Annotated in this window: 17 protein-coding genes and 2 tRNA genes; 1 reads left to right on the forward strand and 18 read right to left on the reverse strand. The window is 46.3% G+C overall.

Features of this window, described 5'->3' with window-relative positions; translation table 11 throughout:
* Positions 1-10 precede the first annotated feature (10 nt).
* The 9 genes from DKW60_RS19840 to DKW60_RS19880 all read right to left on the reverse strand — a co-directional run bounded on the left by DKW60_RS19840 (position 11) and on the right by DKW60_RS19880 (position 10,239).
* On the reverse strand, positions 11-892 hold the full coding sequence (locus DKW60_RS19840) for a DUF1570 domain-containing protein (RefSeq protein ID WP_109839413.1): 882 nt from the start codon (positions 890-892) through the stop codon (positions 11-13).
* 59 nt (positions 893-951) lie between these two features.
* Positions 952-2,442: a SpoVR family protein gene (locus DKW60_RS19845; protein ID WP_109839414.1), complete on the reverse strand. Its 1,491-nt coding sequence runs from the start codon at positions 2,440-2,442 to the stop codon at positions 952-954.
* Entirely contained in the window at positions 2,439-3,716 is a 1,278-nt protein-coding gene (locus DKW60_RS19850) for a YeaH/YhbH family protein (RefSeq protein WP_109839415.1), read from the reverse strand. The genes DKW60_RS19845 and DKW60_RS19850 overlap by 4 nt, the downstream gene beginning before the upstream one ends.
* Positions 3,717-3,764: 48 nt before the next feature.
* Positions 3,765-5,684 carry a PrkA family serine protein kinase gene (locus DKW60_RS19855; RefSeq protein ID WP_109839416.1) on the reverse strand — a complete coding sequence of 640 codons (1,920 nt, stop codon included), beginning with the start codon at positions 5,682-5,684 and terminating at the stop codon, positions 3,765-3,767.
* A gap of 467 nt (positions 5,685-6,151) precedes the next feature.
* Positions 6,152-6,228 (reverse strand) — tRNA-Met (locus DKW60_RS19860).
* Between the two features lie 87 nt (positions 6,229-6,315).
* Positions 6,316-6,392 (reverse strand) — tRNA-Met (locus DKW60_RS19865).
* A gap of 82 nt (positions 6,393-6,474) precedes the next feature.
* Positions 6,475-7,503, reverse strand: coding sequence for a potassium channel family protein (locus DKW60_RS19870; protein ID WP_109839417.1), 1,029 nt, complete (start codon positions 7,501-7,503; stop codon positions 6,475-6,477).
* A gap of 1 nt (position 7,504) precedes the next feature.
* Positions 7,505-8,854 carry a TldD/PmbA family protein gene (locus DKW60_RS19875; RefSeq protein WP_109839418.1) on the reverse strand — a complete coding sequence of 450 codons (1,350 nt, stop codon included), beginning with the start codon at positions 8,852-8,854 and terminating at the stop codon, positions 7,505-7,507.
* Positions 8,854-10,239, reverse strand: coding sequence for a TldD/PmbA family protein (locus DKW60_RS19880; protein ID WP_109839419.1), 1,386 nt, complete (start codon positions 10,237-10,239; stop codon positions 8,854-8,856). The genes DKW60_RS19875 and DKW60_RS19880 overlap by 1 nt, the downstream gene beginning before the upstream one ends.
* A 287-nt stretch (positions 10,240-10,526) precedes the next feature.
* Here DKW60_RS19880 and DKW60_RS19885 point away from each other — a divergent pair, with 287 nt between their 5' ends.
* Positions 10,527-10,841, forward strand: coding sequence for a hypothetical protein (locus DKW60_RS19885; RefSeq protein ID WP_109839420.1), 315 nt, complete (start codon positions 10,527-10,529; stop codon positions 10,839-10,841).
* A gap of 203 nt (positions 10,842-11,044) precedes the next feature.
* Here the strand turns inward: DKW60_RS19885 and DKW60_RS19890 are convergent, their stop codons facing one another.
* From DKW60_RS19890 to aptA, 9 genes are all read right to left on the reverse strand, one after another.
* Positions 11,045-12,424: a TRAP transporter large permease gene (locus tag DKW60_RS19890; protein ID WP_109839421.1), complete on the reverse strand. Its 1,380-nt coding sequence runs from the start codon at positions 12,422-12,424 to the stop codon at positions 11,045-11,047.
* Entirely contained in the window at positions 12,424-13,113 is a 690-nt protein-coding gene (locus tag DKW60_RS19895) for a TRAP transporter small permease (RefSeq protein WP_109839422.1), read from the reverse strand. Before DKW60_RS19895 ends, DKW60_RS19890 begins: the two co-directional genes overlap by 1 nt.
* Positions 13,114-13,238: 125 nt before the next feature.
* Positions 13,239-14,303: a DctP family TRAP transporter solute-binding subunit gene (locus tag DKW60_RS19900; RefSeq protein WP_109839423.1), complete on the reverse strand. Its 1,065-nt coding sequence runs from the start codon at positions 14,301-14,303 to the stop codon at positions 13,239-13,241.
* A 236-nt stretch (positions 14,304-14,539) separates the two neighbouring features.
* Positions 14,540-15,886 (reverse strand): sigma-54-dependent transcriptional regulator, encoded by a 1,347-nt coding sequence (locus DKW60_RS19905; protein ID WP_109839424.1) that lies wholly within the window; start codon positions 15,884-15,886, stop codon positions 14,540-14,542.
* A 9-nt stretch (positions 15,887-15,895) separates the two neighbouring features.
* Positions 15,896-17,767 carry a sensor histidine kinase gene (locus DKW60_RS19910; RefSeq protein WP_109839425.1) on the reverse strand — a complete coding sequence of 624 codons (1,872 nt, stop codon included), beginning with the start codon at positions 17,765-17,767 and terminating at the stop codon, positions 15,896-15,898.
* A 21-nt stretch (positions 17,768-17,788) separates the two neighbouring features.
* Positions 17,789-19,459: an energy-dependent translational throttle protein EttA gene (gene ettA, locus DKW60_RS19915; protein ID WP_109839426.1), complete on the reverse strand. Its 1,671-nt coding sequence runs from the start codon at positions 19,457-19,459 to the stop codon at positions 17,789-17,791.
* 215 nt (positions 19,460-19,674) lie between these two features.
* The gene (locus tag DKW60_RS19920; protein WP_181389808.1) at positions 19,675-19,869 is read right to left on the reverse strand and encodes a hypothetical protein; all 195 of its coding nucleotides are present in this window, start codon (positions 19,867-19,869) and stop codon (positions 19,675-19,677) included.
* A 93-nt stretch (positions 19,870-19,962) separates the two neighbouring features.
* Positions 19,963-21,453: a CoA-acylating methylmalonate-semialdehyde dehydrogenase gene (locus DKW60_RS19925; RefSeq protein WP_109839427.1), complete on the reverse strand. Its 1,491-nt coding sequence runs from the start codon at positions 21,451-21,453 to the stop codon at positions 19,963-19,965.
* Positions 21,454-21,478: 25 nt separating this feature from the next.
* Positions 21,479-22,822: an omega-aminotransferase AptA gene (gene aptA, locus DKW60_RS19930; RefSeq protein WP_109839428.1), complete on the reverse strand. Its 1,344-nt coding sequence runs from the start codon at positions 22,820-22,822 to the stop codon at positions 21,479-21,481.
* Positions 22,823-22,862: the final 40 nt, after the last annotated feature.

Consider the following 22,862-nt stretch of genomic DNA (forward strand, 5'->3'; position numbering starts at 1 on the left):
AGTAATAGATTTACAAGTGTTGTCGAGAGACAAACTTAACCCACTTAGACTCAAGTGATGATATATTGCTTTCATTAGTCACCTCTAATAATGCTTTGATTCCTGACGGGTCATTAGCTACGCTATCACGGTATGTTCTGTAATATCTCTTTAGCAATCTTCTGCTTTGAAGGTAAAACATTAAGTACCTAGCTTTTGCATAGCTAGTCTCGCGATCTTTACCATAAAAACCATCTCCGGAGCTCATCATAGTCGATAAATTCGGTGATGCCTTTGCCTTTGTGAGTGCCGTCAATGAAGCCAAACGCCAATTATTCATTCCATAAATGTAACCACCTGAGTAACGGGATCGCTCATAAAGTGAAGCAAGTCCTTCATGAAACCATAGTGGACTCTCAGGGAAGTTTTGAGTGATATAAGGATGAACCAGTTCGTGAGTGAGTGTCCCGCCTCCAGAAGCAATATTCATCACCATCCGTTTGTTTGAGGGGTCAAAGTAACCATAAGGGGTATCTGGAATAAATCCCCACAACCTCTGGTTATTTTCTGTATAGCTCGCTTCACTTTTGAACAACCAAATAATAATAACTTGCGAAGGATCGGATCTGAAGAATTGTTTCTTAAGAGCTCGTTGAGATCTTTGTATTTTTCTCCTCCAAAACTTCATCTGCTTTAGTGCCAAGTCGCCTGTAATAACGAACGGGTAGCTAACCTCTGTCACGTAATTAGGTGCTAACTTTTTCACTTTTTTTATAGCTGTACTTATATTGTTAAGCTGCTCGACAGACGATTGAGGTTGATTTGCAAACTGCTTATTATCGCCGATACAACCGGTTATTGCATTCAAAGCAACTAAAAAATAAACCAACTTCAACACATATGTATATGACATATCTAATACTCATCGATAGAGATGCAGCGAAAGAATACTCTTGATTGGATTAACAGGCACTAGGCCTCAAATACCTTCGCCTGATGATTATCACCAAAAGACTCCAACCTGACATCATAACCCCACAGACGTCGCATATGCTTCAGCACCTCATCTGTTTCTTCATTCAAAGGCCTGTCGTTATGTTGATAATGACGCAGAGTCAGTGAGCGATCACCCCTGATATTCACATTGTAAACCTGAATATCAGGCTCATTACTACTGAGGTTATACTGTTGTGACAGCACTTCCCGAACACGACGATAGCCCTCGTCATCATGAATTGCCGTAACATCAATGGTCGACTTATATTCATTATCTTCCAGCGCAAAGAAGCGGAACTGGCGAATAACTGTCGGCGATAAATATTGCTCTATAAAACTCTCATCACGATAGTTCTTCATCGCATAATGAAGCGTCTCCAACCAATCCGACCCCGCAATATCAGGAAACCAGCGCTTATCTTCATCGGTTGGGTTCTCACAAATGCGACGAATATCCGTCATCATCGCAAAGCCTAAGGCATACGGATTAATGCCGGAATAATACGGGCTGTCATACTCAGGCTGAGCCACCACATTAGTATGCGAAGTCAGGAACTCAAGCATGAAAGCATCATTGACCAAACCTTCGTCATACATCTCATTTAGAATGGTGTAATGCCAGAACGTAGCCCAGCCCTCATTCATGACCTGAGTTTGTCGCTGAGGATAAAAATACTGCGCCATTTTACGGACAATCCTCACCACCTCACGCTGCCAAGACTCTAAATGTGGCGCATTTTTTTCAACGAAATAAAGAATATTCTCCTGAGGATCTTCCGGGAAAGTCTTACGCTGAGGCTCATCAATTTGTTTAGCGGTATCCGGAATCGTGCGCCACAAGTCGTTCAGGTGCGTTTGAATGTAATGTTCACGCTCCTTCTGACGCGCACGCTCAGCTTCCGCTGAAATCGGCAACGGACGCTTATAACGATCCACTCCATAATTCATTAAGGCATGGCAAGAATCCAAAAGAGACTCAACAGCATCAACCCCATGACGTTCTTCGCAGTCAGCGATGTATTTCTTGGCAAACACCAAATAATCAATAATCGCTTCTGCATCCGTCCAGGTACGGAATAAATAGTTACCTTTAAAGAAAGAATTATGACCATAACAGGCGTGAGCAATCACCAGCGCCTGCATCGTCATGGAGTTCTCTTCCATTAGATAGGCAATGCAAGGATCTGAGTTGATAACAATCTCATACGCCAACCCCATTCGTCCACGGGAATAATTTTTCTCCGTAGAAACAAACTTCTTTCCATAGGTCCAGTGATTATAACTAACAGGCATTCCCACAGATGCATAAGCATCCATCATCTGGTCAGAACGAATAACTTCTATCTGGTTTGCATAGGTATCAAGCTTGAACTTCTCCTTCGCAATACGCGCAATTTCCTGGTCGTATTGTTCCAGTAGCTCAAAGGTCCAATCCGGCCCAGTCGAAATAGGCTCACGTCTGCTCATGACACACCTCGCTCAAATAGTTGACGGAACACCGGATAGATCTGTGTATTATCCTGCACGGCTTTTAAATCAAAGCGATCTTTAAAAATCCCACCCTGGATTTCTTTGTAGCTATACCACAGCTCCTGTGGTGGGCGCTTACCAATTTCAATATATGAATAGTGTTGCACACACGGTAAAACCTTCTCAGTCAGTAACTCGACACATTTTTCAGTATCACCCTGCCAGTTGTCACCATCTGAAGCTTGAGCCGCATAGATATTCCATTGTGAGGGCGAATAACGCTCCTGAATAATTTCATCCATCAGCGTCAACGCACTGGAAACCACCGTTCCACCAGTCTCTCGTGAATAGAAAAAGTCATGTTCATTCACCTCAGATGCCGTGTTGTGATGACGTATGAACACCAATTCAATCTTCTCGTAATTGCGTTTGAGGAATAAATACAGCAGAAAAAAGAATCGTTTAGCGGTATCTTTGATCTCTTCTGTCATTGAACCCGACACATCCATCAAACAAAACATCACCGCCTTTGGTGAAGGCTGAGGAAGCTTTACAGTCAAATTGTATTTAAGGTCAAATTCATCAATGTACGGAATGGCATTGATTTTGCGACTTAATACATCGATCTCATCAAGAATCACTTTCTTGCGAGACTCTTCTGCTTCAGTCAAAGGCTCAACAAACCCCTCTAACTCCAAGCGTAACTCTTTACGTCGACGTCGCTTCTTCCCACCTAGGGCAATCTTACGGGCATGTGCGCTACGTAATGAACGCACCACGTTTAACTGACTAGGACTACCTACCTCACTAAAGCCAGCGCGTGCTAATTTGAATTCACTACTATCAGCAAGCTGCCGTTTCACCATATTCGGTAAGGCAAGGTCTTCAAACATGAACTCCAAAAACTCCTCTTGGGAGATCTGGAATACAAAGTCATCATCACCCTCGCCAGAGTCCGACGCCTCGCCCTCACCTGCACCGCCGCCACCTTGCGGTGGTGGACGTTGAATGCGGTCTCCGGTAACAAATTCCTTATTACCTGTCAGAACGAAATCACGACGGCCGCCGGGGCCATGGCCAAACACTGGTTCATTAACATCTTCACGCGGAATACTCACATCTTCACCGCGATCCATATCGGTAATGCTACGCTTGCCTATCGCCTCAGACACAGCCTTCTTTATCTGCTTGCGATAACGGCGCAAAAAACGCTGGCGATTTACCGTATTCTTATTTTTACTATTAAGACGTCGATCAATTATGTATGGCATAAGCCCCTCATACGAAGTTATCGGATACAGCGAGTCATCAGCAATGACTTACTGTGACTTACGTACGCGTAAATACCACTCCGCTAATAAACGAACCTGCTTCTCTGTATAACCACGCTCAACCATGCGGTTTACGAAGTTATCGTGCTTGCGTTGCTCTTCCGTCGAAGACTTGGCACTAAATGAAATCACCGGTAACAGCTCTTCAGTACTTGAGAACATCTTCTTCTCAATTACGCGACGCAGCTTTTCGTAGCTTGTCCAGTCTGGATTCTTACCACCGTGATTCGCACGTGCACGTAACACAAAGTTCACAACCTCATTTCGGAAGTCCTTAGGGTTACTAATACCCGCGGATTTTTCGATCTTTTCAAGATCAGCATTCAAGGCATTGCGGTCTAGTAACTCACCCGTCTCAGGGTCACGATATTCCTGATCCTGTATCCAGAAATCAGCATAGGTGACATAGCGATCAAATAAGTTCTGACCATACTCTGAGTAAGACTCCAGATAAGCCGTTTGAATTTCTTTACCAATAAACTGCACATAACGTGGACTGAGATACTCTTTGATGTAACCCATATAACGATCCTGAATTTCTTCAGAGAACTGCTCACGCTCAATCTGACGCTCCAGCACATACATGAGGTGCACGGGATTAGCCGCAATTTCAGTAGAATCAAAATTGAATACTTTAGACAGAATCTTGAAGGCAAAACGGGTTGAAATACCGCTCATACCCTCATCAACGCCTGCTGCGTCACGATACTCCTGCATCGTTTTCGCTTTTGGGTCGATGTCCTTTAATGTCTCGCCATCATAAATGCGCATCTTGGAGTAAACACTGGAGTTTTCTGGCTCTTTCAGGCGTGATAACACAGAGAACTCAGCCAACATTTTCAGCGTGTCTGGCGCACAAGGCGCTTCAGACAATGAACTATGTTGCATCAGTTTTTCGTAGATCTTAATTTCTTCACTCAGGCGCAGGCAATAAGGCACTTTGACGATAGAAACACGGTCAATAAACGCCTCATTATTGCGATCATTCTTAAAGGTCTGCCATTCCGACTCATTCGAGTGAGCAAGAATCACACCATTAAAAGGAATCGCACCAATACTTTCGGTACCATTGTAATTACCTTCTTGTGTTGCAGTTAGCAGAGGATGTAACACCTTAATTGGCGCCTTAAACATCTCCACAAACTCCATTAAGCCCTGATTGGCCATCGACAAGCCACCTGAGTAGCTATAAGCGTCTGTATCATGCTGAGGAAAGTCTTCCAGCTTACGAATATCAACCTTACCAACCAACGATGAGATGTCCTGATTGTTCTCATCACCAGGCTCAGTTTTAGAAATAGCGATTTGATTCAGAATTGATGGAAAGCGCTTAACGACACGGAATTGACTGATATCACCACCGAATTCTTTCAGGCGCTTAGCAGCCCAAGGTGACATAATGGTGTCGAGATAACGCTTTGGAATACCGTAATCTTCTTCGAGAATCACCGCATCCTCGTCACCGAATAAGCCCAATGGTGATTCATTAATAGGAGAGCCTTTAATGCAGTAAATCGGCTGCTTTTGCATCAATGCTTTTAATGCTTCAGCCAGAGATGATTTACCACCACCCACCGGACCTAGCAGATACAGAACCTGCTTATTCTCTTCAAGTCCCTGCGCGGCATGGCGAAAGAATGAAACGATTTGCTCTATGCTGTCTTCCATGCCATAAAAATCAGCAAACGCCGGATAACGCTGAATCACCTTATTCATAAAAATTCGGCTCAGGCGTGGGTCTTTTGCAGTATCTACAATCTCAGGCTCACCAATCGCACTCAACATGCGCTCGGCCGCTGTGGCATAAGTTAAGGGGTCGTTCTTGCATAGGTCGAGATACTCATTAAGCGAGTACTCTTCTTCCTTTAAAGACTCGTATCTTGACTGATAATGATCAAATATGCTCATTTTTATACCACCTAATTGTAGACTGAAGTTTTTATTATGTATGGTCTTGATGCCACGAGGGCATGACCTCGATAGTGCTTTATACCTCTGTGTAACTTAAATAGTTCGTAATTAAAACGGTGTCAGAGTAATGACTTAGTACACAGATTTTGGACGAGGTTTATAGTCTATATAGCGCGCTTAACGTTCAATAAACAAACAAAACCTGACCAACGGCCTTACTCTGTTGTTCTTTCAGCAGGGGTTAATTTTAGACCCGGAGACTGTAAAAATTATGACCCAAGACTGAATGTTTGGTTCGTGAAACAATCGCGATTTATTTTGATGTTATAGCAAACATAACCCAAACGGTAATCGCAGTATAGAGTGATTTTGTAAAATCGCTAATTACCATACGGTATGAAAGCCAGTATTGACGAGACCAACGGAACAAGTATTACGCAGCAAGAATGGAGATATCAGAAAATTGGTAGCGGGGGTAGGATTCGAACCTACGACCTTCGGGTTATGAGCCCGACGAGCTGCCTGGCTGCTCCACCCCGCACCAGTGTGTGCGATTTAGCTAGATTGTGACGATCTTATCTTAGCGATAAACCGAACGTAAAAGAGGACAGGCAATCCTCAGTCAAATTGGTAGCGGGGGTAGGATTCGAACCTACGACCTTCGGGTTATGAGCCCGACGAGCTGCCTGGCTGCTCCACCCCGCACCAGAGAGAGCGCATTATAGGTAGGCTTCAATGAATGCGCAAGCCTTCTCTCAATTTATTTCAAAAACATAATATTGCACAATTAAAGTGATAAATTACCCAACACTTTAGTTCCACGATATTTCACTAATGCGCCTGTTTTTACCTGCTCACCTTGCTTTGGTAATAAACGAAAACTCCGCTCACCCGGGTTTTGGTAGCCTTCTGGTATAGAGTCCGTTTTTAATACTGCCATCGCAATATCAGACCACTTCGCATCCTCACCACTGAACACTAAATTGTATTGAGTGCCATCGGTATGCGTAGAGAAAATAGCATTCTGCAATTCAATCGCACCAGGATCCAATATCTCCTGAGCTAGTACACTAGGTGCCGCGACATCAACTACCGTATCAGCATTTACCACTTCAAACAGTAATCCATCTTTGCGTACTTTCTCGATAATTGTTCTGACTTCAGGCCGCAGTTTTTCTACTACCGCGCACACTGAGGTCGACAAATCATCTGACTCAATACGTCGGGAGTCATTAGCCAAAATTAACAAGGTGCTGGCCGTCTGGATACCTGCCCGCTCCAATACACTCCCATCGGAAGGCACCCCTTTGACGAAGTGTACATTCAACGCTGTCATCCATGCCGGCTTTTCTTCTAACTGATTATTAACACAGACGATGCCTAAATCTTTATACCGGTCATCATTGCGCAACTCCGCAACGATGTTCTCAACCTTGTCATCACTTGGGTAACCGGTAATGATCAAATCAATCTTGTCTTTCATGCGTATTAAACCTCGTTTGCGACGTGAACTGATGTCCACCATCACCTCTGTTACCTTACCTAAGAACAATCCAAGCAGTGCGATACCCACTACCATGTACACGGTAACAAACACCTTGCCGAAACCGGTTTTTGGTGAAATATCGCCATACCCCACCGTGGTGGCAGTAGTGACTAAGAAGTAATAAGTGTCGAGTAGCGATAAGCCTTCAACCGTCCACATGTACAAGGCGAATAAAACGGAGATACCTAGGAAAAACAACAACAGATACTTGTTTTCCCGCAGTATCCTGAGCGCCCTAAGGCGCTTCAGAGAATCGACTAAATAGAACATATTATTCGCCTGAAATGGCTATATCCGCGAAACGAATGGATGGCATCAATGCAGAGCGCTCCCAGTTCCAGAACTGCTCATCGCCAATGCACTGAATCTGGTTTAGCATTTTGTAGAAGTTTCCGGCAACCGTGATACCACGAACAGGTTGAACGCGCTGACCATCACGGCACAGAAAACCTGACACACCCAGACTAAAATCGCCCGAGATTGGATTCGCACCGGAATGCAATCCTGCCATGCTGGTCACTTCAATATATTCACCAGCATTTAACTCTGCAGCAGCGGCTGTGCCCTCACCTATGACTAACTGGTGGTAGCCCACACCAAGGGTAGAGCGCGCACCACGCGATGCATGACCACTGGTTTTCACACCGAAATGTTTCGCTGTCACACTGTTGTGCATCATGTTCTGGAACACACCATCCACCACAAAAGGTGTATCTGCAGCGGCTGTACCTTCATCATCAAAAAGGCTGTAGCCAAAACCATCCATCAATAATGGCTTATCCCAGTATTGCAAACGGCTATCAGCAACCTGCTCACCGATTTTCTCGCGCCATGGATTGATACCATCTTTAGCGGCTTTGCCCGATAACACCATTGAAAACACTGAAAACAGCTCTACCTGACATTCCCGATCAAAGATCACATCATAGTGCTTTGAAGGCACAGGCTTACCATCCAGCATATTTAAACTGAGATCTGCAACCTCATCGATCAATGTCGGAATGCTTAGCTCTTTAGTCAGGCGGAACATTTGGCCCGTCCCTTCCATTGCGTTCTTTTCACCCTCTTCAGCTAGCGCATAAGCGTAGGCATAAACCATACGGCTACGACTCGCTGCATTTAATCCGGCACTGGAGAAGATATAACGACTACTAGACGACTCTGCTACGCCATTGTACGGAGAGCTTTTGATACGGTCTTTACTAACTAAGCCTTTCTCAAGCTCCAATACCATTTCAATTTTTTCATCAACTGTGCCGGTGTCTTCAGGATAGAAGATCGCATCATCACTGCGCAGAGATTGCTGATATTCCAGAATCTTTTCATCAGGCTCAACCGCTGAGTAAGTGGCATTTTGCAAAGCCTGATCAACCATCCATTGCAGCGATTCGGCATCACTGGCTTCACTGTAGGCTATCCCTACCTTGTCATCTTTAATCACACGCACACCAAACGTTTGCGTGTTACTCACTGTGTGTTCTTCCAGCTCACCCTCATTGGCTTTCAGGGATAAAGACTCACCCTCCAGCACGATAAGATCAGCCTCCGCACCTGCTGCTTTCGCACGTGAAAAAACCTGCTCACTCGCAGTCGATAATGTCTCACTAATTTGCTGTGTCATCAGGCATTACCTCCGACCAGAATGGTATCCACTTTGAGCGCGGGTTGCCCCACTGTTGTTGGTATCGACCCACTCACAGAGCCACACATTCCACAAGCCAAGGCAAAGTCTTTACCGACCATACTGATCTCTTTTAGTACCTCAGGGCCAGTACTGATCAAGGTTGCAGACTTCACCGGATATTGAATCTTGCCATCCTCAACGTAATAACCCTCTGTCACCGCAAAGTTAAACTCGCCCGTGCCCGGCTGCACCGAACCACCGCCCATATGTGAAGCATAAATTCCTTTATCAATCGACGAGATCATGTCATCAATCTCACTATCGCCGGCTTCGATAAAGGTATTACGCATGCGAGAGGCTGGCGCATAACGATAAGACTGACGACGACCAGAGCCAGTACGCTCATAGCCCGTTTTTTCGCTCCCCATACGATCCACCAGGAAACTAGTTAGCTTGCCATTGGTAATCAACTGCGTGCGCTGCGTTTCCATGCCTTCATCATCGATATTGATTGAGCCCCACTCATTATTCATGGTGCCGTCATCAACCGCATTCACTACTTCACTGGCAATCATTTCACCCATCTGGTCATGGAAAACAGACGCCTTCTTAGCGACTGACGTCGTTTCCAGCAAATGACCACAGGCTTCGTGGAAAATAACGCCACCAAAGCCATTACCAATCACTACTGGCATTTTGCCTGACGGACAAGGCTTGGCACTTAAATTCACCAAAGCCTGACGCGACGCTTCCTCACCGGTATACACAGGGTCCATTGAATCACTGAGCTCCCAGCCCAATAAGCCACCATCATTCCAGCCACCGGTCGCCTGCTCGGTGCCATCACTGGCAATCGAGGTCAAACCAGAGCGAATATAGTTTCGTGTGTCACCAGTGTGTAAACCTTCAGAGTTGAAGATCTCGATCTCTTGCTCACGCTGCATACAATATCCGCGAGTCTGGCTGATGCTTTCACTCACTGCCCGCGCCGCAGCATCAGCTTTTAACAAATACTCCACTTTACTGTCGATAGCCGCATTTTTACTCAGCACGATTTTCGCAGGGTGATGATCACTCATTTTGCGGTAATCAAAACTAATGAACTCATTAACACGCTCACGCAAATCACGTGAGGACAGATTTGAGGCTATCTTTTTTAGACTGTCAGCATCCGTTTGATTGGTATAACCATATAAAACCTTACTTCCAAACACGATGCGTAAGCCGATACCAAAGTCGATACCCGAGTCTACCGACTTCACTTTATCGCTTAAGGTATCAATAGAGGATGTACGATGTTTTTCAATGAATAATTCGGCAAAATTTGCACCGAGGGAAAGGGCGTGATCTATCACCGATTGAGCAATGGCAGGATTGAGCATCTGGCGTCTCCTCTCTTATTTTGTTGGTATTTGATACGTTATTATAGGGTTTGTATTTGGATTAACAACTATTCCGGTAAACCCTCGGTCATTCTAAGGCCAATTGCGGCTTATCTGTCAGGCATAAACACTGATCACTATAAATCTTATGGCGGATACTCAACAATTTAAATTGCACTTTACAGCACATTAAGGTCTATACCATTAGTTGCCATAGCAAGAGGCAACCACAGGGCTTACGAAAATAATAATAAATTTATCAACAACATAATCAAGGATGATATGTTATGAAACTCAAAAGCCTGACAATAGTCGCCTTACTTGGCGCATCGTTAATCGGCAGCCAAGCCTATGCCTGGAAAGGCCATCACCATGGTAAACACTATCATGGTACACACTCACATCACGTTTATGTGAAACCGGTGTATGTTAAACCAGCTGACAACTGGCACCAACACCCTGCCAATCCTTACACTAATGACTTGATACACAACCACCCTAATGGTTTGAATCACCATGTCCACACCTATGGTAAAGGCAGTTCAAAATCTCACACACACCATGGTCATACCTACGAGATCTGTCCATACCCTGGACACTAATCGTTTGTGAGAAACTAAAAACCGGTTAATCCGGAACCTGAAGTAAAAAGAGCGCTATCTGTGCATGCAGATAGCGCTCTTTTATTTTTGATGTATACCAACACACTTGCTGAGTTTTAGCAGTAGCAGGATTAAATTCACGAAGTCCTTACGAACCCGCGAGTCGGCGTAGTGAAGATAATCCTGCTACTGTGCCTCCAAAGCTAGTTAGTGATAATCTCCGGTCCCATAAAGTGATTAGGCAGGAACGTGGATAACCAAGGAATGTAAGTCACCATAATCAGGAAGATAAACAGAATCGCCAGGAATGGCAGAGCTGCACGAACCACCGCCATCATCGGCATACCAGCCACCCCACTGGTCACAAACAGATTCAAACCAACCGGCGGCGTAATCATACCAATTTCCATATTTACCACCATGATAATACCCAGATGAATAGGATCAATCCCAAGCTCCATCGCAATCGGGAACACCAATGGCGCAACGATGACCAACAAACCTGATGGCTCCATAAACTGACCACCAATCAGCAGGATCACATTCACAACAATCAGGAACATAACCGGCCCAAGACCTGCTGCTAACATGGCTTGAGTAATCTGCTGAGGAATCTGCTCATCCGTTAGTACATGCTTCAGGATCAATGCATTGGCGATAATAAACATCAGTGTAACGGTTAGCTTACCCGCTTCAAATAATGTTTTACGTGTATCGACGTGCCAAAACGCTGTCACCAATGCATACGGCTTTTTCAGCAAACTGGTACGCTCACCCTCTTCCGTACCAGAAGCCAGCGGCCCCATATCACGATAGATAAAGCTAGAAATCAGGAAAGCATAAACCGCCGCCACTGCAGCTGCTTCTGTCGGTGTAAAGATACCACCGTAAATACCGCCCAGAATAATCACGATCAGGAACAATCCCCAACCTGCTTCACTACCTGCGCTAAAGACCTCAGACCAACCGGCCCACTCGCCCTTAGGCATATTACGAATACGCGCAATAATATAAATCGCCAGCATCAGCATAAAGCCCGCCAGCAATCCAGGAATGACACCTGCAAGGAACATACGCCCGACTGAGACTTCAACGGATGCTGCATACACAACCATAACAATAGATGGCGGAATCAAAATACCCAGCGTACCCGCATTACAGATAACACCTGCTGCGAATTCTTTGGTATAGCCGACCTGACGCATACCTGCGATTACGATGCCACCAATCGCCACCACCGTCGCTGGTGAAGAACCGGATAAAGCCGCGAACAACATACAAGCAAAAACACCGGCAATCGCCAATCCACCGTGTAAATGCCCTACACAAGCAATCGAGAAACGAATAATTCGCTTCGCCACACCGCCGGTCGACATAAAGCTGGAGGCTAGTATGAAGAACGGAATCGCCAGCAAGGTGTAATGCCCTGCCATCGCCTGATACAGCGTTTGAGCGACTGATGCCAGCGAGGTATCAGACAGAACCAATAAAAAGATGATAGAGCTAAAACCCAATGCAATCGCAATCGGAACACCAAGGAGCAACAGACCAATAATCAGTCCAAATAAAATTGCAACTTCCATTATTTGTCACCTCGCTCGCGTGCCAACTCTTCCAGTTCATCTTCAACTTCATGGCTGGCAATAAAGCCTTCAGAAGTGCCTTTGAATACACGTACCGTTGCCTGCACTAAACGGAATAAGAACAGCGCAACTCCAATCGGCAAGATAGCGTAAGGAATAAAGCGCGGTAATTTTTCATACGCTTCGCCTTCATTCATCATCGGTTCTAAAAAGCGCAGAAACTCCGGCAGTGGAATATCTTCAACTTCATACCAAGCCTTTGCCAGAAACTTTTCTTCAAAGCCCAACGGGAACCAACGCCCCTCCGTGCCCGGTAAATTGGCGAAATTCGCCCAGTAATCCCACGCACCTTTCATCAATAAAGAGGCGTAAGCAATACAAATCACAGCTACAACTAGTGCAATAGTGCGACGTAGCGGCGGTGAAAAATAAGTAATTAATGCGTCAACCCCGAGATGCGCGGTGATTTTTACGCAATAGCTCATGCCAAACAGCACCAACCATGCGAATAGAATTGCTGTTGCTTCTAAGCCCCAGATCAGACCGCTATCAAAACCATAGCGAAGCACAACGTTAACAAATGTGATGATGGTCATCAGACCAAGAATCAAGGCAATCAGGTTCTCTTCTAGTGAATTGACCCAACGACCAATTAAACCCTGGGGTGCAGCTTGAGTAGTAGTACTCATGACTCCCTCTCTTTTCAGCGTTGCTTAAAAAACACAGCTCCGGCAACAAAGCCACCAGAGCTGTCTTTCAATCGAGTTTAAACCTTGTGATATCAGTGCGTATTAGCCACTGACAGGTCTAATGCTTACTTCAGTGAATCGCGTAGTTCCTGAATCTGAGCCTGCAAGCCTGCAATCTGATCCATTACGCCATTGATTTTTTGAGCCGCTTCGATGTTCTCTTTACCAACATCACCTTCAAACTGTGCCCATACCGGCTTCATTGCAGCAACCCACTCAGCACGCTGTGCTTCGTTCAAAGTACGAACAACACCACCTGCTTTGATAACCGCAGCTTTAGCCGCCTGATTCACATTGTAAGACTCAGCATTACGTGTCTCAGTCACTTCAGCAATGATCGTCAACAGTTGCTCACGAACTTCAGGCTTCAAAGAATCAAGGAATTCAGTTGACGTTACCAACATGTAGTCAAGAATACCGTGGTTGGTTTCAGTGGTTCCGTCCTGTACTTCGAAGAACTTCTTACCAAAGATGTTTGACCAAGTGTTTTCCTGACCATCCACAACACCTGTTTGTAGCGCGCCGTATACTTCAGAGAAAGCCATTGGCTGTGGGCTTGCACCCATTGCTGACATCTGTGCTTTTAGTACATCAGAAGACTGAACACGGAACTTCATGCCCTTCGCATCAGTAGGAACCAATAATGGCTTCTTAGCAGACATCTGCTTCATACCGTTATGCCAGAACGCCAAGCCCTGCAGACCACGACGCTGCATGCTGTTCTTAAGAAACTGACCTGCTTCAGACTGCTGGAATGCATTGACCGCATCCACGTTGTTAAACATGAACGGAAGGTCAAAAATACGGTATTTCTTAGTGAATTTTTCAAACTTAGACAGACTAGGCGCTGCTAACTGAACATCGCCCTGAAGCATTGCCTCCAGAACCTGATCATCGTTATACAGTGTTGAGTTAGGGAAAACTTCGATACACGCTTTGCCATCCATCTCTTCGTTGATACGCTTTTCTAATAAAGAAGCAGCAATACCTTTAGGATGTTTATCAGTGTTAGTTACGTGACTGAATTTGATTTTTACTTCGCCGTCCTGACAAGCATCTGCCGCATATGCAGACGTTGCGCCAGCCATTAGAGCGCCACTAACCATGACTGATAACATTAATTTACGCATTGATTCTCTCCTCAAAAAAGAATAGATATAATTACGCCCCCTATGTATTTGGGGACTCACATTATATTAACAACTCGTAATCAGATCAGAAAGTGAATCGGCAAAATAAACCAGATAACAGCCTAAATTATTGATATTTAATATTTTTTATAAACCTACTACCCGTTTAAAAAAGCATAGACAACGCACTGATGTATAGACCCTTACCCATCCACCAAATTTTCGTGGGTAGAAGATTACCCCGCCGACTGAATGCCGTGCTTTTGAATTTTATCGTAGAGTGTTTTTCGTGACACACCCAAGGCTTCGTAAGTCGCTTTCAAACTTCCCTCATGCTCGCGAATACTGGACTCAATGACTTGTTTTTCAAAGGCATTCACCTTATCCGCTAGCGTGCCATGTTGTGGCATTAAGGTTTCAGTGCCAGCACCCACGTTGACCTGCAAGCCGATGGCATAACGCGTCGCCACGTTTTGCAGTTCACGCACATTACCCGGCCAATCATGCGCCACCAATGAGGCGATAGTATCGGATGACACCTGCATCGGTTCTTTATGATGACGTACAGAGTTTTGATTCACAAAGGCCTGAAACAACAGGGGAATATCATCACGGCGATCACGTAAGGCTGGCACTTGTAAATTCAATACATTCAAACGGTAATACAGATCTTCCCGAAAACGCCCTTCAGCGCACTCCGTCAGCAAATCCACTTTGGTCGCCGCAATCACCCGCACATCAACCGGAATCTCCTGATTGGAGCCCAGACGAACAACCACCCTATCCTGTAACACACGCAGCAATTTAATCTGCAATTCCACCGGCATGTTTTCGATTTCATCAAGGAATAAGGTGCCACCTGAGGCGTGTTCGAATTTGCCGATACGTCGCTCAGTTGCACCGGTAAATGCACCGGCTTCATGCCCGAATAACTCACTCTCAATGACACTTTCTGGCAGGCTACCGCAGTTGATTGCCACAAAACGAGAGGTAGCGCGTGTGCCCTGCTCATGCAGACTACGCGCAACCAGGTCTTTTCCTACACCCGTTTCACCATTAACCAATACATCCACATCGATACTGGCTAAATCGAGAATTTGTTGTCGTAGCTGTTCAATAGCCGGATTAGTGCCGAGCAATTTACTCTGTAGATTGCTACCACCCTCCAACTCTGCTCTTAGGCGACGGTTCTCCAACACCAAGCGACGCTTTTCCATGGCCCGACGTACCGCATCAACCAGCATATCCGACGGGAATGGTTTTTCAATAAAGTCATAAGCCCCGTCGCGCATCGCCTGAACCGCCATTGGCACATCACCGTGACCACTAATCAGAATCACCGGAATGGTCTCATCCAGCTTGAGAATTTCTGACATCAACTCCAGACCATCAATTCCCGGCATACGGATATCAGTCACCACAATGCCCGGAAAGTCATGACTCAACTCATCCAGTACACCAACCGCAGAAGGAAAACTTTGCACCGGCAAACCAGCCAGCTCCAACGCCTGAGTACAGGCCTGACGCAGGTGTTTTTCATCATCCACTAGAATAATAGATTGTTGCGGTTCTGCCGTAGCCATTTACTCTCTTTACCTCGTGCCAGCGGACAAAGCCTGCGTGGCACTTAAATCTGCCTTCTTCAAAATAACCGTAAAAATCGCACCACCTTGCGGTCGATTATCGATCTCAATCTTACCACCAAACTGATCAACGATGCCGTAGGTAATCGACAAGCCTAAGCCCATTCCTTCCCCTACTGACTTGGTTGAGTAAAACGGATCAAACACATGCTCGCGAAGCGCTTCAGGCACACCAGAACCACTATCAGCAATGCTCACATAGACCTTATCCGCTTGCTCAGTCACTGAGATATCCAGCATTTTCACACTCACGCTACGCATGGAATCCAAAGCATTGGACAGGATATTCACAAACACCTGCTGTAAACGTACATCTCCCGCCATCACCACCGGTGACTCATCCGGAATAGATAGATTCACTTCAACCCCATCGTCACTAATGCGATTCGCCAGCAAGCTCAACGACTCATTAAGCGGCAAAATGATTGATACAGGGCGCATGGAAATCGATTCATCGCGAGCATAGGTGCGCAGATTCTTAATAATACGATCCATGCGATCCGCAAGCTCGCCAATAGATTGTAGGTTTTCACTGGCCGTCGCTGTATTACCACGCTCAATAAAGGTTTTGGCGTTATCGGCATAGGAGCGAATTGCTGCCAATGGCTGGTTCAGTTCATGACTAACACCCGCTGACATTTGTCCCAGTGCAGCAAGCTTAGTTGCCTGAACTAAACCGGCTTGTGTATCGCGCAGTTCTGACTCAGCATGTTCACGCTCACGCACTTCATTGCGCAGCTTTTCATTAGTCTCACTCAGAGCCAAGGTACGCTCTTCAACCCGCCGCTCCAACTCACGACTCGTCGCATCTTTCATCGCCATACGCTCAGCTAAGCGTCGACGACGTTGCACAATATTGGCGATAGCCAGAAGCAAACTGGCCAACATCAATGCAGCGACTGCGAGCGCCGCATTGACCCGACCGGTAATCTCATCAGCGCCGACCAATAACATCACTCGCCAACCCTCTGCAGGCATATTTTCTTGCTCAACGAAGTAGCGCTGCATCTGACCAGCATCATCAGCAAGCTGCAACTCACGCAGTACCTCATCATCCCAGCTCGCTGATTCAATGGGTAATTTCTCAAATTTATGATCACCATAACGCCGACTATCCACAATCCCTGCCATCTCTTTATCCGTCAAATCATTGACCAATTTTAAATGCCAGTCGGTATTACTCGCCAAAAACACAATACCATGAGAGTCTAAGACCATGATCTTGTCTTTGGCTTGACGCCATTTGTTCTCAAGACCCTCCACAGTGATTTTAACGACAACCACGCCCTGTACTTTATTCGCTTGTACTACCGGATAAGCAAAGAAATAACCACGCTCACCCGAGGTTGTACCTAATGCAAAATACGTCCCTAACTCACCTTGCAAAGCAATTTTAAAATACGGACGAAAACTGAAGTTACGATCGATGAAGGTAGGATTCTTATCCCAGTTACTGGCGGCAACCGTCCAGCCATCGGGCTTCATTAGATAGACATCACTGGCACCAGACACTCTATTAATACGCGCCAGCTCCAAATTTAAAGCTCTGAGTTGTTGGGCGTCGGCAGTATTGTTGAGAACAGGAATGAGGCGTTTGTCTGCAGAGATCAGCTCTGGTAGAGCGCGGAATCGTTGTAATTCAGCATTGAGGTTTGATACTACTAGTTTCAGGGTATTGCTGCTGCGATTGCGGATTTCATCGCTGGCGACCTGCTTTGTCCAATAGGCTGTTTGCCACAGTACCAAGGCACTAATCATTAAGCCGAAAATGATGAGTGCCTTGGTGACTTGGTGAGGTTTGAGTTGGGTAAGACGGTTCAAAAACGTGTCCTGTAAGGTGCATCAAGCAGTCTTAAGCTTCTTATACTTAATACGCTCAGGGTTCAGCTCTTTATTACCATGACGGCGCTTATAGTCTTCCTCATAGTCACTGTAATTACCCTCAAACCACACCGCTTGTGAGTCGCCTTCAAACGCCAGAATATGGGTAGCAATTCGATCCAGGAACCAACGATCATGCGAGATAACCACCGCACAACCTGGGAAGTTAAGCAATGCTTCTTCCAATGCACGCAAGGTTTCCACATCAAGGTCATTGGTTGGCTCATCGAGCAGCATTAAGTTGCCGCCGGATTTAAGCAATTTCGCCAAATGCACACGGTTACGTTCACCACCAGACAAGTCGCCAACACGCTTTTGCTGGGAATCACCCTTAAAGTTGAAACGCCCGCAATAAGCACGCGACGGTATCTGATAACCACCGACGGTAATGATCTCTTGGCCATCGGCAATTTCTTCCCAAACCGATCTATTATCATCAAGTGAGTCACGTGACTGATCAACATAACCAATTTGTACGCTTTCACCGACAGTAAACTCACCTTTATCCGGTGTTTCTTCGCCCGTAATCATGCGAAAAAGCGTGGTTTTACCTGCACCATTAGGCCCGATAATACCGACGATACCACCTCTCGGTAGATTGAAGTTTAGGTCTTCATACAGCACCCGCTCACCAAACGATTTACTAATGCCTTTAGCTTCAATTACCAAATCACCCAAGCGTGGGCCGGGCGCAATATAGATCTCATTGGTTTCTGAACGCGCCTGATAATCACTAGAGGATAACTCTTCAAAACGCTGCATACGCGCTTTGCTTTTTGCCTGACGTCCCTTAGGGTTTGAGCGCACCCATTCCAATTCTTCTTTCATCGCTTTTAAGCGGCCTTGCTCAGACCTCTTTTCTTGCATAAGGCGATTTTCTTTTTGCTCAAGCCAAGAAGAATAGTTGCCTTCCCATGGAATACCTTGTCCGCGATCCAATTCCAGAATCCAGCCAGCGACATTATCTAAGAAGTAACGATCATGGGTTACCGCAACCACTGTACCTGCGAAGTCCTGTAGGAAGCGCTCCAACCAAGCCACAGACTCTGCATCAAGGTGGTTGGTTGGCTCATCGAGAATCAACATATCGGGAGATGACAATAACAGGCGGCACAGTGCCACACGGCGCTTCTCACCACCGGATAGTTTTGTCACATCCGCATCCCAAGGTGGCAGGCGCAACGCATCTGCAGCCACTTCAAGCGTATGCTCAAGATTTTGCACATCAGATGCCTGTAGGATATTTTCCAATCGGCCCTGCTCAGCAGCCAGCGCATCAAAGTCTGCATCAGGTTCCGCATAAGCCGCGTAAACAGCATCCAGCTTTTCCTGCGCTTCCAAAATAACTGCTAAGCCTTCTTCGACATTACCGCGCACATCTTTGTCAGGATTCAGCTGTGGCTCCTGTGCCAGATAGCCAATATTGATACCGGGTTGTGGACGCGCTTCACCGATGATATCGGTATCCAGCCCAGCCATAATACGTAGCAAAGTAGACTTACCCGCACCGTTATAACCGAGTACGCCGATTTTGGCACCGGGGAAAAAGTTGAGGTAGATGTCTTTGAGTATGTGCTTATTAGGTGGGACAACTTTTCCCACCCCATTCATTGTGTAAATGTATTGGGCCATTTGCAGCGTACTTCCTGTTATGAATATGCACAGGATTATGCCGTATACCGGGTGTTGTTCCTAGTAACTACACAAAACTATGTATGCACTTGACCAAGTAATCTTCGAAGTCTTCGAACTAAATATTAGCTGCACTTAACTCAGATATTTTTAGCTGTAGAAAATGTAATACCCCTGCTCGTCCAACAACGCCTGAGTGCTAGTTAAAAACTAAATCAGATATCATCCACCCCAAACCCCGCCTCAACACTACCAGCAGGCTTGTACTCCGCTCCCAATGGTTTGTCATAGCCCAACTCACGCAGCACTTGAAAAACATGCGCATAATCCAACTCACCATGATCCGGTTCAGCCCGATCAGGCACTGACGCAATTTGGTATGACCAATCAAGGGCATTATCTTGCCCCAAAGCGCTGCCAAGCCATTCTCGCCTGTGGCTAAATCACCGCGAACGGTGTTTAGCCCAAGCATAACCAAGCTATTATGGTAGCTTCCCCCTCACTCAAGAAGGAAACGAGAACGAAACCCCTTCCCGAACACCCGCCGAAGGCCAACGCTGAGTAATTGTCTTACGTCTCGTGTAGAACTTAATCGCATCCGGCCCATAAGCATGCAGATCACCAAACAATGAACGCTTCCAGCCACCAAAGCTATGGTAAGACACCGGCACTGGTAACGGCACATTCACCCCAACCATGCCCACTTGAATATTGTCGGTAAAGTAACGAGCCGCTTCACCATCACGGGTGAAGATACAGGTACCATTTCCATATTCATGCGCATCGATCAGATCCATCGCTTCTTGCATGGTGTCAACACGCACCACTTGCAGCACAGGGCCAAAGATCTCTTCTTTGTAGCTGTCCATTTCAGGCGTGACATTATCGATCAGCGTGGCACCAACAAAGAAACCACCGGCAAATCCAGCGACATCAGGATTACGACCATCAACCACAACTGTTGCGCCCTGAGCTTCTGCACTGTCAATGCAACCATTCACTTTATGCTGCGCGGCTTCTGTAATCACAGGGCCAAAGTCATTGCTGCTGTCACTAAATGCGCCCACTTTTAGCGGCTGCATCGCTTCTTTCATTTTGCTCACCAAGGCATCGGCAGCAGCATCACCCACGGCAACGGCAACAGACAGCGCCATGCAACGCTCCCCCGATGAACCAAAGGCTGCGCCCAGTAGTTGATTGACCGCGTTATCCATATCCGCATCCGGCATGATAATCGCGTGGTTTTTAGCGCCACCCAATGCCTGACAACGCTTACCATTCGACGTTGCTGTGGTGTAAATGTATTCAGCAATCGGTGTAGAGCCAACAAAGCTCACCGCTTTCACACGGGTGTCTTCAAGTAGTGTATCAACCGCTTCTTTGTCACCATTGACCACATTCATTACACCTGCTGGCAAACCGGCTTCGTGCAGTAATTCTGCGATAAATAAGGTAGAGGAAGGGTCGCGCTCAGAAGGCTTGAGCACAAAGCAGTTACCGCAAACAATCGCTGCAGGATACATCCATAATGGCACCATCGCCGGGAAGTTAAACGGCGTAATTCCGGCAACCACACCTAGTGGCTGCATCTCACTCCAGGAGTCAATCTCAGGACCAACGTTTTTGCTGTATTCACCCTTCAGCAACTCTGGCGCGTAGCATGCGTATTCCACATTCTCGATACCACGCGTTAGCTCACCCGCTGCGTCATGTGAAATCTTACCGTGCTCTTCACCAATCATGGCGCAGATTTTATCCGCATTTTCTTCAAGTAATTGTTTGAAACGGAACATAATGCGGGCACGTTTTGCCGCCGGTGTATTGCGCCACTCCGGGAAAGCAGCCTGTGCTGCAGCGATAGCTTCTTCGACTGTTTCCTTACTGGCCAACGCAACTTGCTTGTTGACTTCACCGGTGGATGGGTTAAATACATCCTGAGTGCGTTCTGCAGTGGTGATGCTTTCGCCGTTAATTAGGTGTCCAACTGTGCTCATTATTTCTTCCTCAAAATAGGTGTGATTATGCTAATTCGTTAATTGACTCGCCGATGGCATTAATCAGATTATCAATTTCTTCGCGTTCCACGATAAACGGTAAACCTAGCTGGATAGTATCCCCGCCATAACGCACATAAAAGCCTTTTTCCCAACATTTCATGGCGATTTCATAAGGTCGTCTTGCCGGTTCGCCAGGATAAGCTTCGATTTGTAATGCACCTGCCAAACCATAATTGCGAATGTCGGTGATGTATTGAATGCCTTTTAGACTGTGCAGCGCTTCTTCGAATACCGGCGACATCTCTTTAACCCGCGGTACCAAATTGTCTTTTTCCAGCACATCCAACGCGGCTAAACCGGCTGCACAAGCCACCGGATGGCCTGAGTAGGTGTAACCGTGCGGCATTTCCGGCAAATAATCCGGCCCGCCATTGTCCATAAAAGTTTGGTAAATATCGTCTGTCACAATCACCGCACCCATAGGTACTGCGCCGTTGGTTAACTGCTTCGCTACATTCAGGATATCCGGCGTCACACCAAACTCTTCTGCACCCGTATTTGACCCTACTCGGCCAAAACCGGTAATCACCTCATCAAATATCAACAAAATATTGTGCTGATCACAGATCTCACGCAGACGTTGCAAGTAGCCAACCGGAGGTGGAATGACGCCCGCTGATCCTGCCATGGGTTCAACGATCACAGCTGCGATATTCGACGCATCATGCAGGCCGATCAGCTCAATCAACTCCTCGGCAGTATGTGCGCCAGTCTCTGGCATGCCACGGGTAAATGCATTTTCTTTAAGTAAGGTATGTGGCAAGTGGTCAGCATCCACCGCATTACCATACAACACTCGATTGGCACCGATACCACCGACACTAATGCCACCAAAGTTCACACCATGATAACCCTTTACCCGTCCGATCAATTTGGTCTTAGTTGGCATGCCTTTTTTACGCCAGTAAGCGCGGGCAATTTTTAAGGAAGTATCCGCACTTTCAGAACCGGAATCGGTGAAAAAGACGTAGTTCAAACCGTTCGGCATAAAGTCTTTAATGCGGTTTGCCAACTTAAAAGCGCTGGGGTGACCGAATTGAAAACCCGGTGAATAATCCAGTGTGCTCAATTGCTTAGCAACTGCCTCAGCAATTTCAGGACGGCAATGCCCTGCTCCGCACGTCCATAATCCTGATAGACCATCATAAATCTGGCGACCTTCTGCATCAGTAAAGTAAGAGCCTTTTCCCGAGACAATAATGCGTGGATCATCTTTAAATTGGCGGTTAGCCGTGTATGGCATCCAGTAGGATTCTAATTGCTCGCGGCTCATGCCTGCGGCTTTAGCGGTGTTAAATTCAGACATAGTGACGCTCTGTAGTGACTAGGGTTTACAAGCATTCTCT

Source organism: Leucothrix pacifica (genome assembly GCF_003172875.1).
Taxonomy (GTDB): Bacteria; Pseudomonadota; Gammaproteobacteria; order Thiotrichales; family Thiotrichaceae; genus Leucothrix; species Leucothrix pacifica.

What these genes read in the sequence shown, in the direction of transcription:
- DKW60_RS19925 (WP_109839427.1), bottom strand. Translation starts at nt 21,453, where the DNA reads ATGAGCACAGTTGGACACCTAATTAACGGCGAAAGCATCACCACTGCA.
- DKW60_RS19900 (WP_109839423.1), bottom strand. Translation starts at nt 14,303, where the DNA reads ATGCGTAAATTAATGTTATCAGTCATGGTTAGTGGCGCTCTAATGGCT.
- DKW60_RS19850 (WP_109839415.1), bottom strand. Translation starts at nt 3,716, where the DNA reads ATGCCATACATAATTGATCGACGTCTTAATAGTAAAAATAAGAATACG.
- DKW60_RS19870 (WP_109839417.1), bottom strand. Translation starts at nt 7,503, where the DNA reads ATGTTCTATTTAGTCGATTCTCTGAAGCGCCTTAGGGCGCTCAGGATA.
- DKW60_RS19840 (WP_109839413.1), bottom strand. Translation starts at nt 892, where the DNA reads ATGTCATATACATATGTGTTGAAGTTGGTTTATTTTTTAGTTGCTTTG.
- DKW60_RS19885 (WP_109839420.1), top strand. Translation starts at nt 10,527, where the DNA reads ATGAAACTCAAAAGCCTGACAATAGTCGCCTTACTTGGCGCATCGTTA.
- DKW60_RS19855 (WP_109839416.1), bottom strand. Translation starts at nt 5,684, where the DNA reads ATGAGCATATTTGATCATTATCAGTCAAGATACGAGTCTTTAAAGGAA.
- DKW60_RS19895 (WP_109839422.1), bottom strand. Translation starts at nt 13,113, where the DNA reads ATGAGTACTACTACTCAAGCTGCACCCCAGGGTTTAATTGGTCGTTGG.
- DKW60_RS19905 (WP_109839424.1), bottom strand. Translation starts at nt 15,886, where the DNA reads ATGGCTACGGCAGAACCGCAACAATCTATTATTCTAGTGGATGATGAA.
- DKW60_RS19890 (WP_109839421.1), bottom strand. Translation starts at nt 12,424, where the DNA reads ATGGAAGTTGCAATTTTATTTGGACTGATTATTGGTCTGTTGCTCCTT.
- aptA (WP_109839428.1), bottom strand. Translation starts at nt 22,822, where the DNA reads ATGTCTGAATTTAACACCGCTAAAGCCGCAGGCATGAGCCGCGAGCAA.
- DKW60_RS19875 (WP_109839418.1), bottom strand. Translation starts at nt 8,854, where the DNA reads ATGACACAGCAAATTAGTGAGACATTATCGACTGCGAGTGAGCAGGTT.
- DKW60_RS19880 (WP_109839419.1), bottom strand. Translation starts at nt 10,239, where the DNA reads ATGCTCAATCCTGCCATTGCTCAATCGGTGATAGATCACGCCCTTTCC.
- DKW60_RS19845 (WP_109839414.1), bottom strand. Translation starts at nt 2,442, where the DNA reads ATGAGCAGACGTGAGCCTATTTCGACTGGGCCGGATTGGACCTTTGAG.
- ettA (WP_109839426.1), bottom strand. Translation starts at nt 19,459, where the DNA reads ATGGCCCAATACATTTACACAATGAATGGGGTGGGAAAAGTTGTCCCA.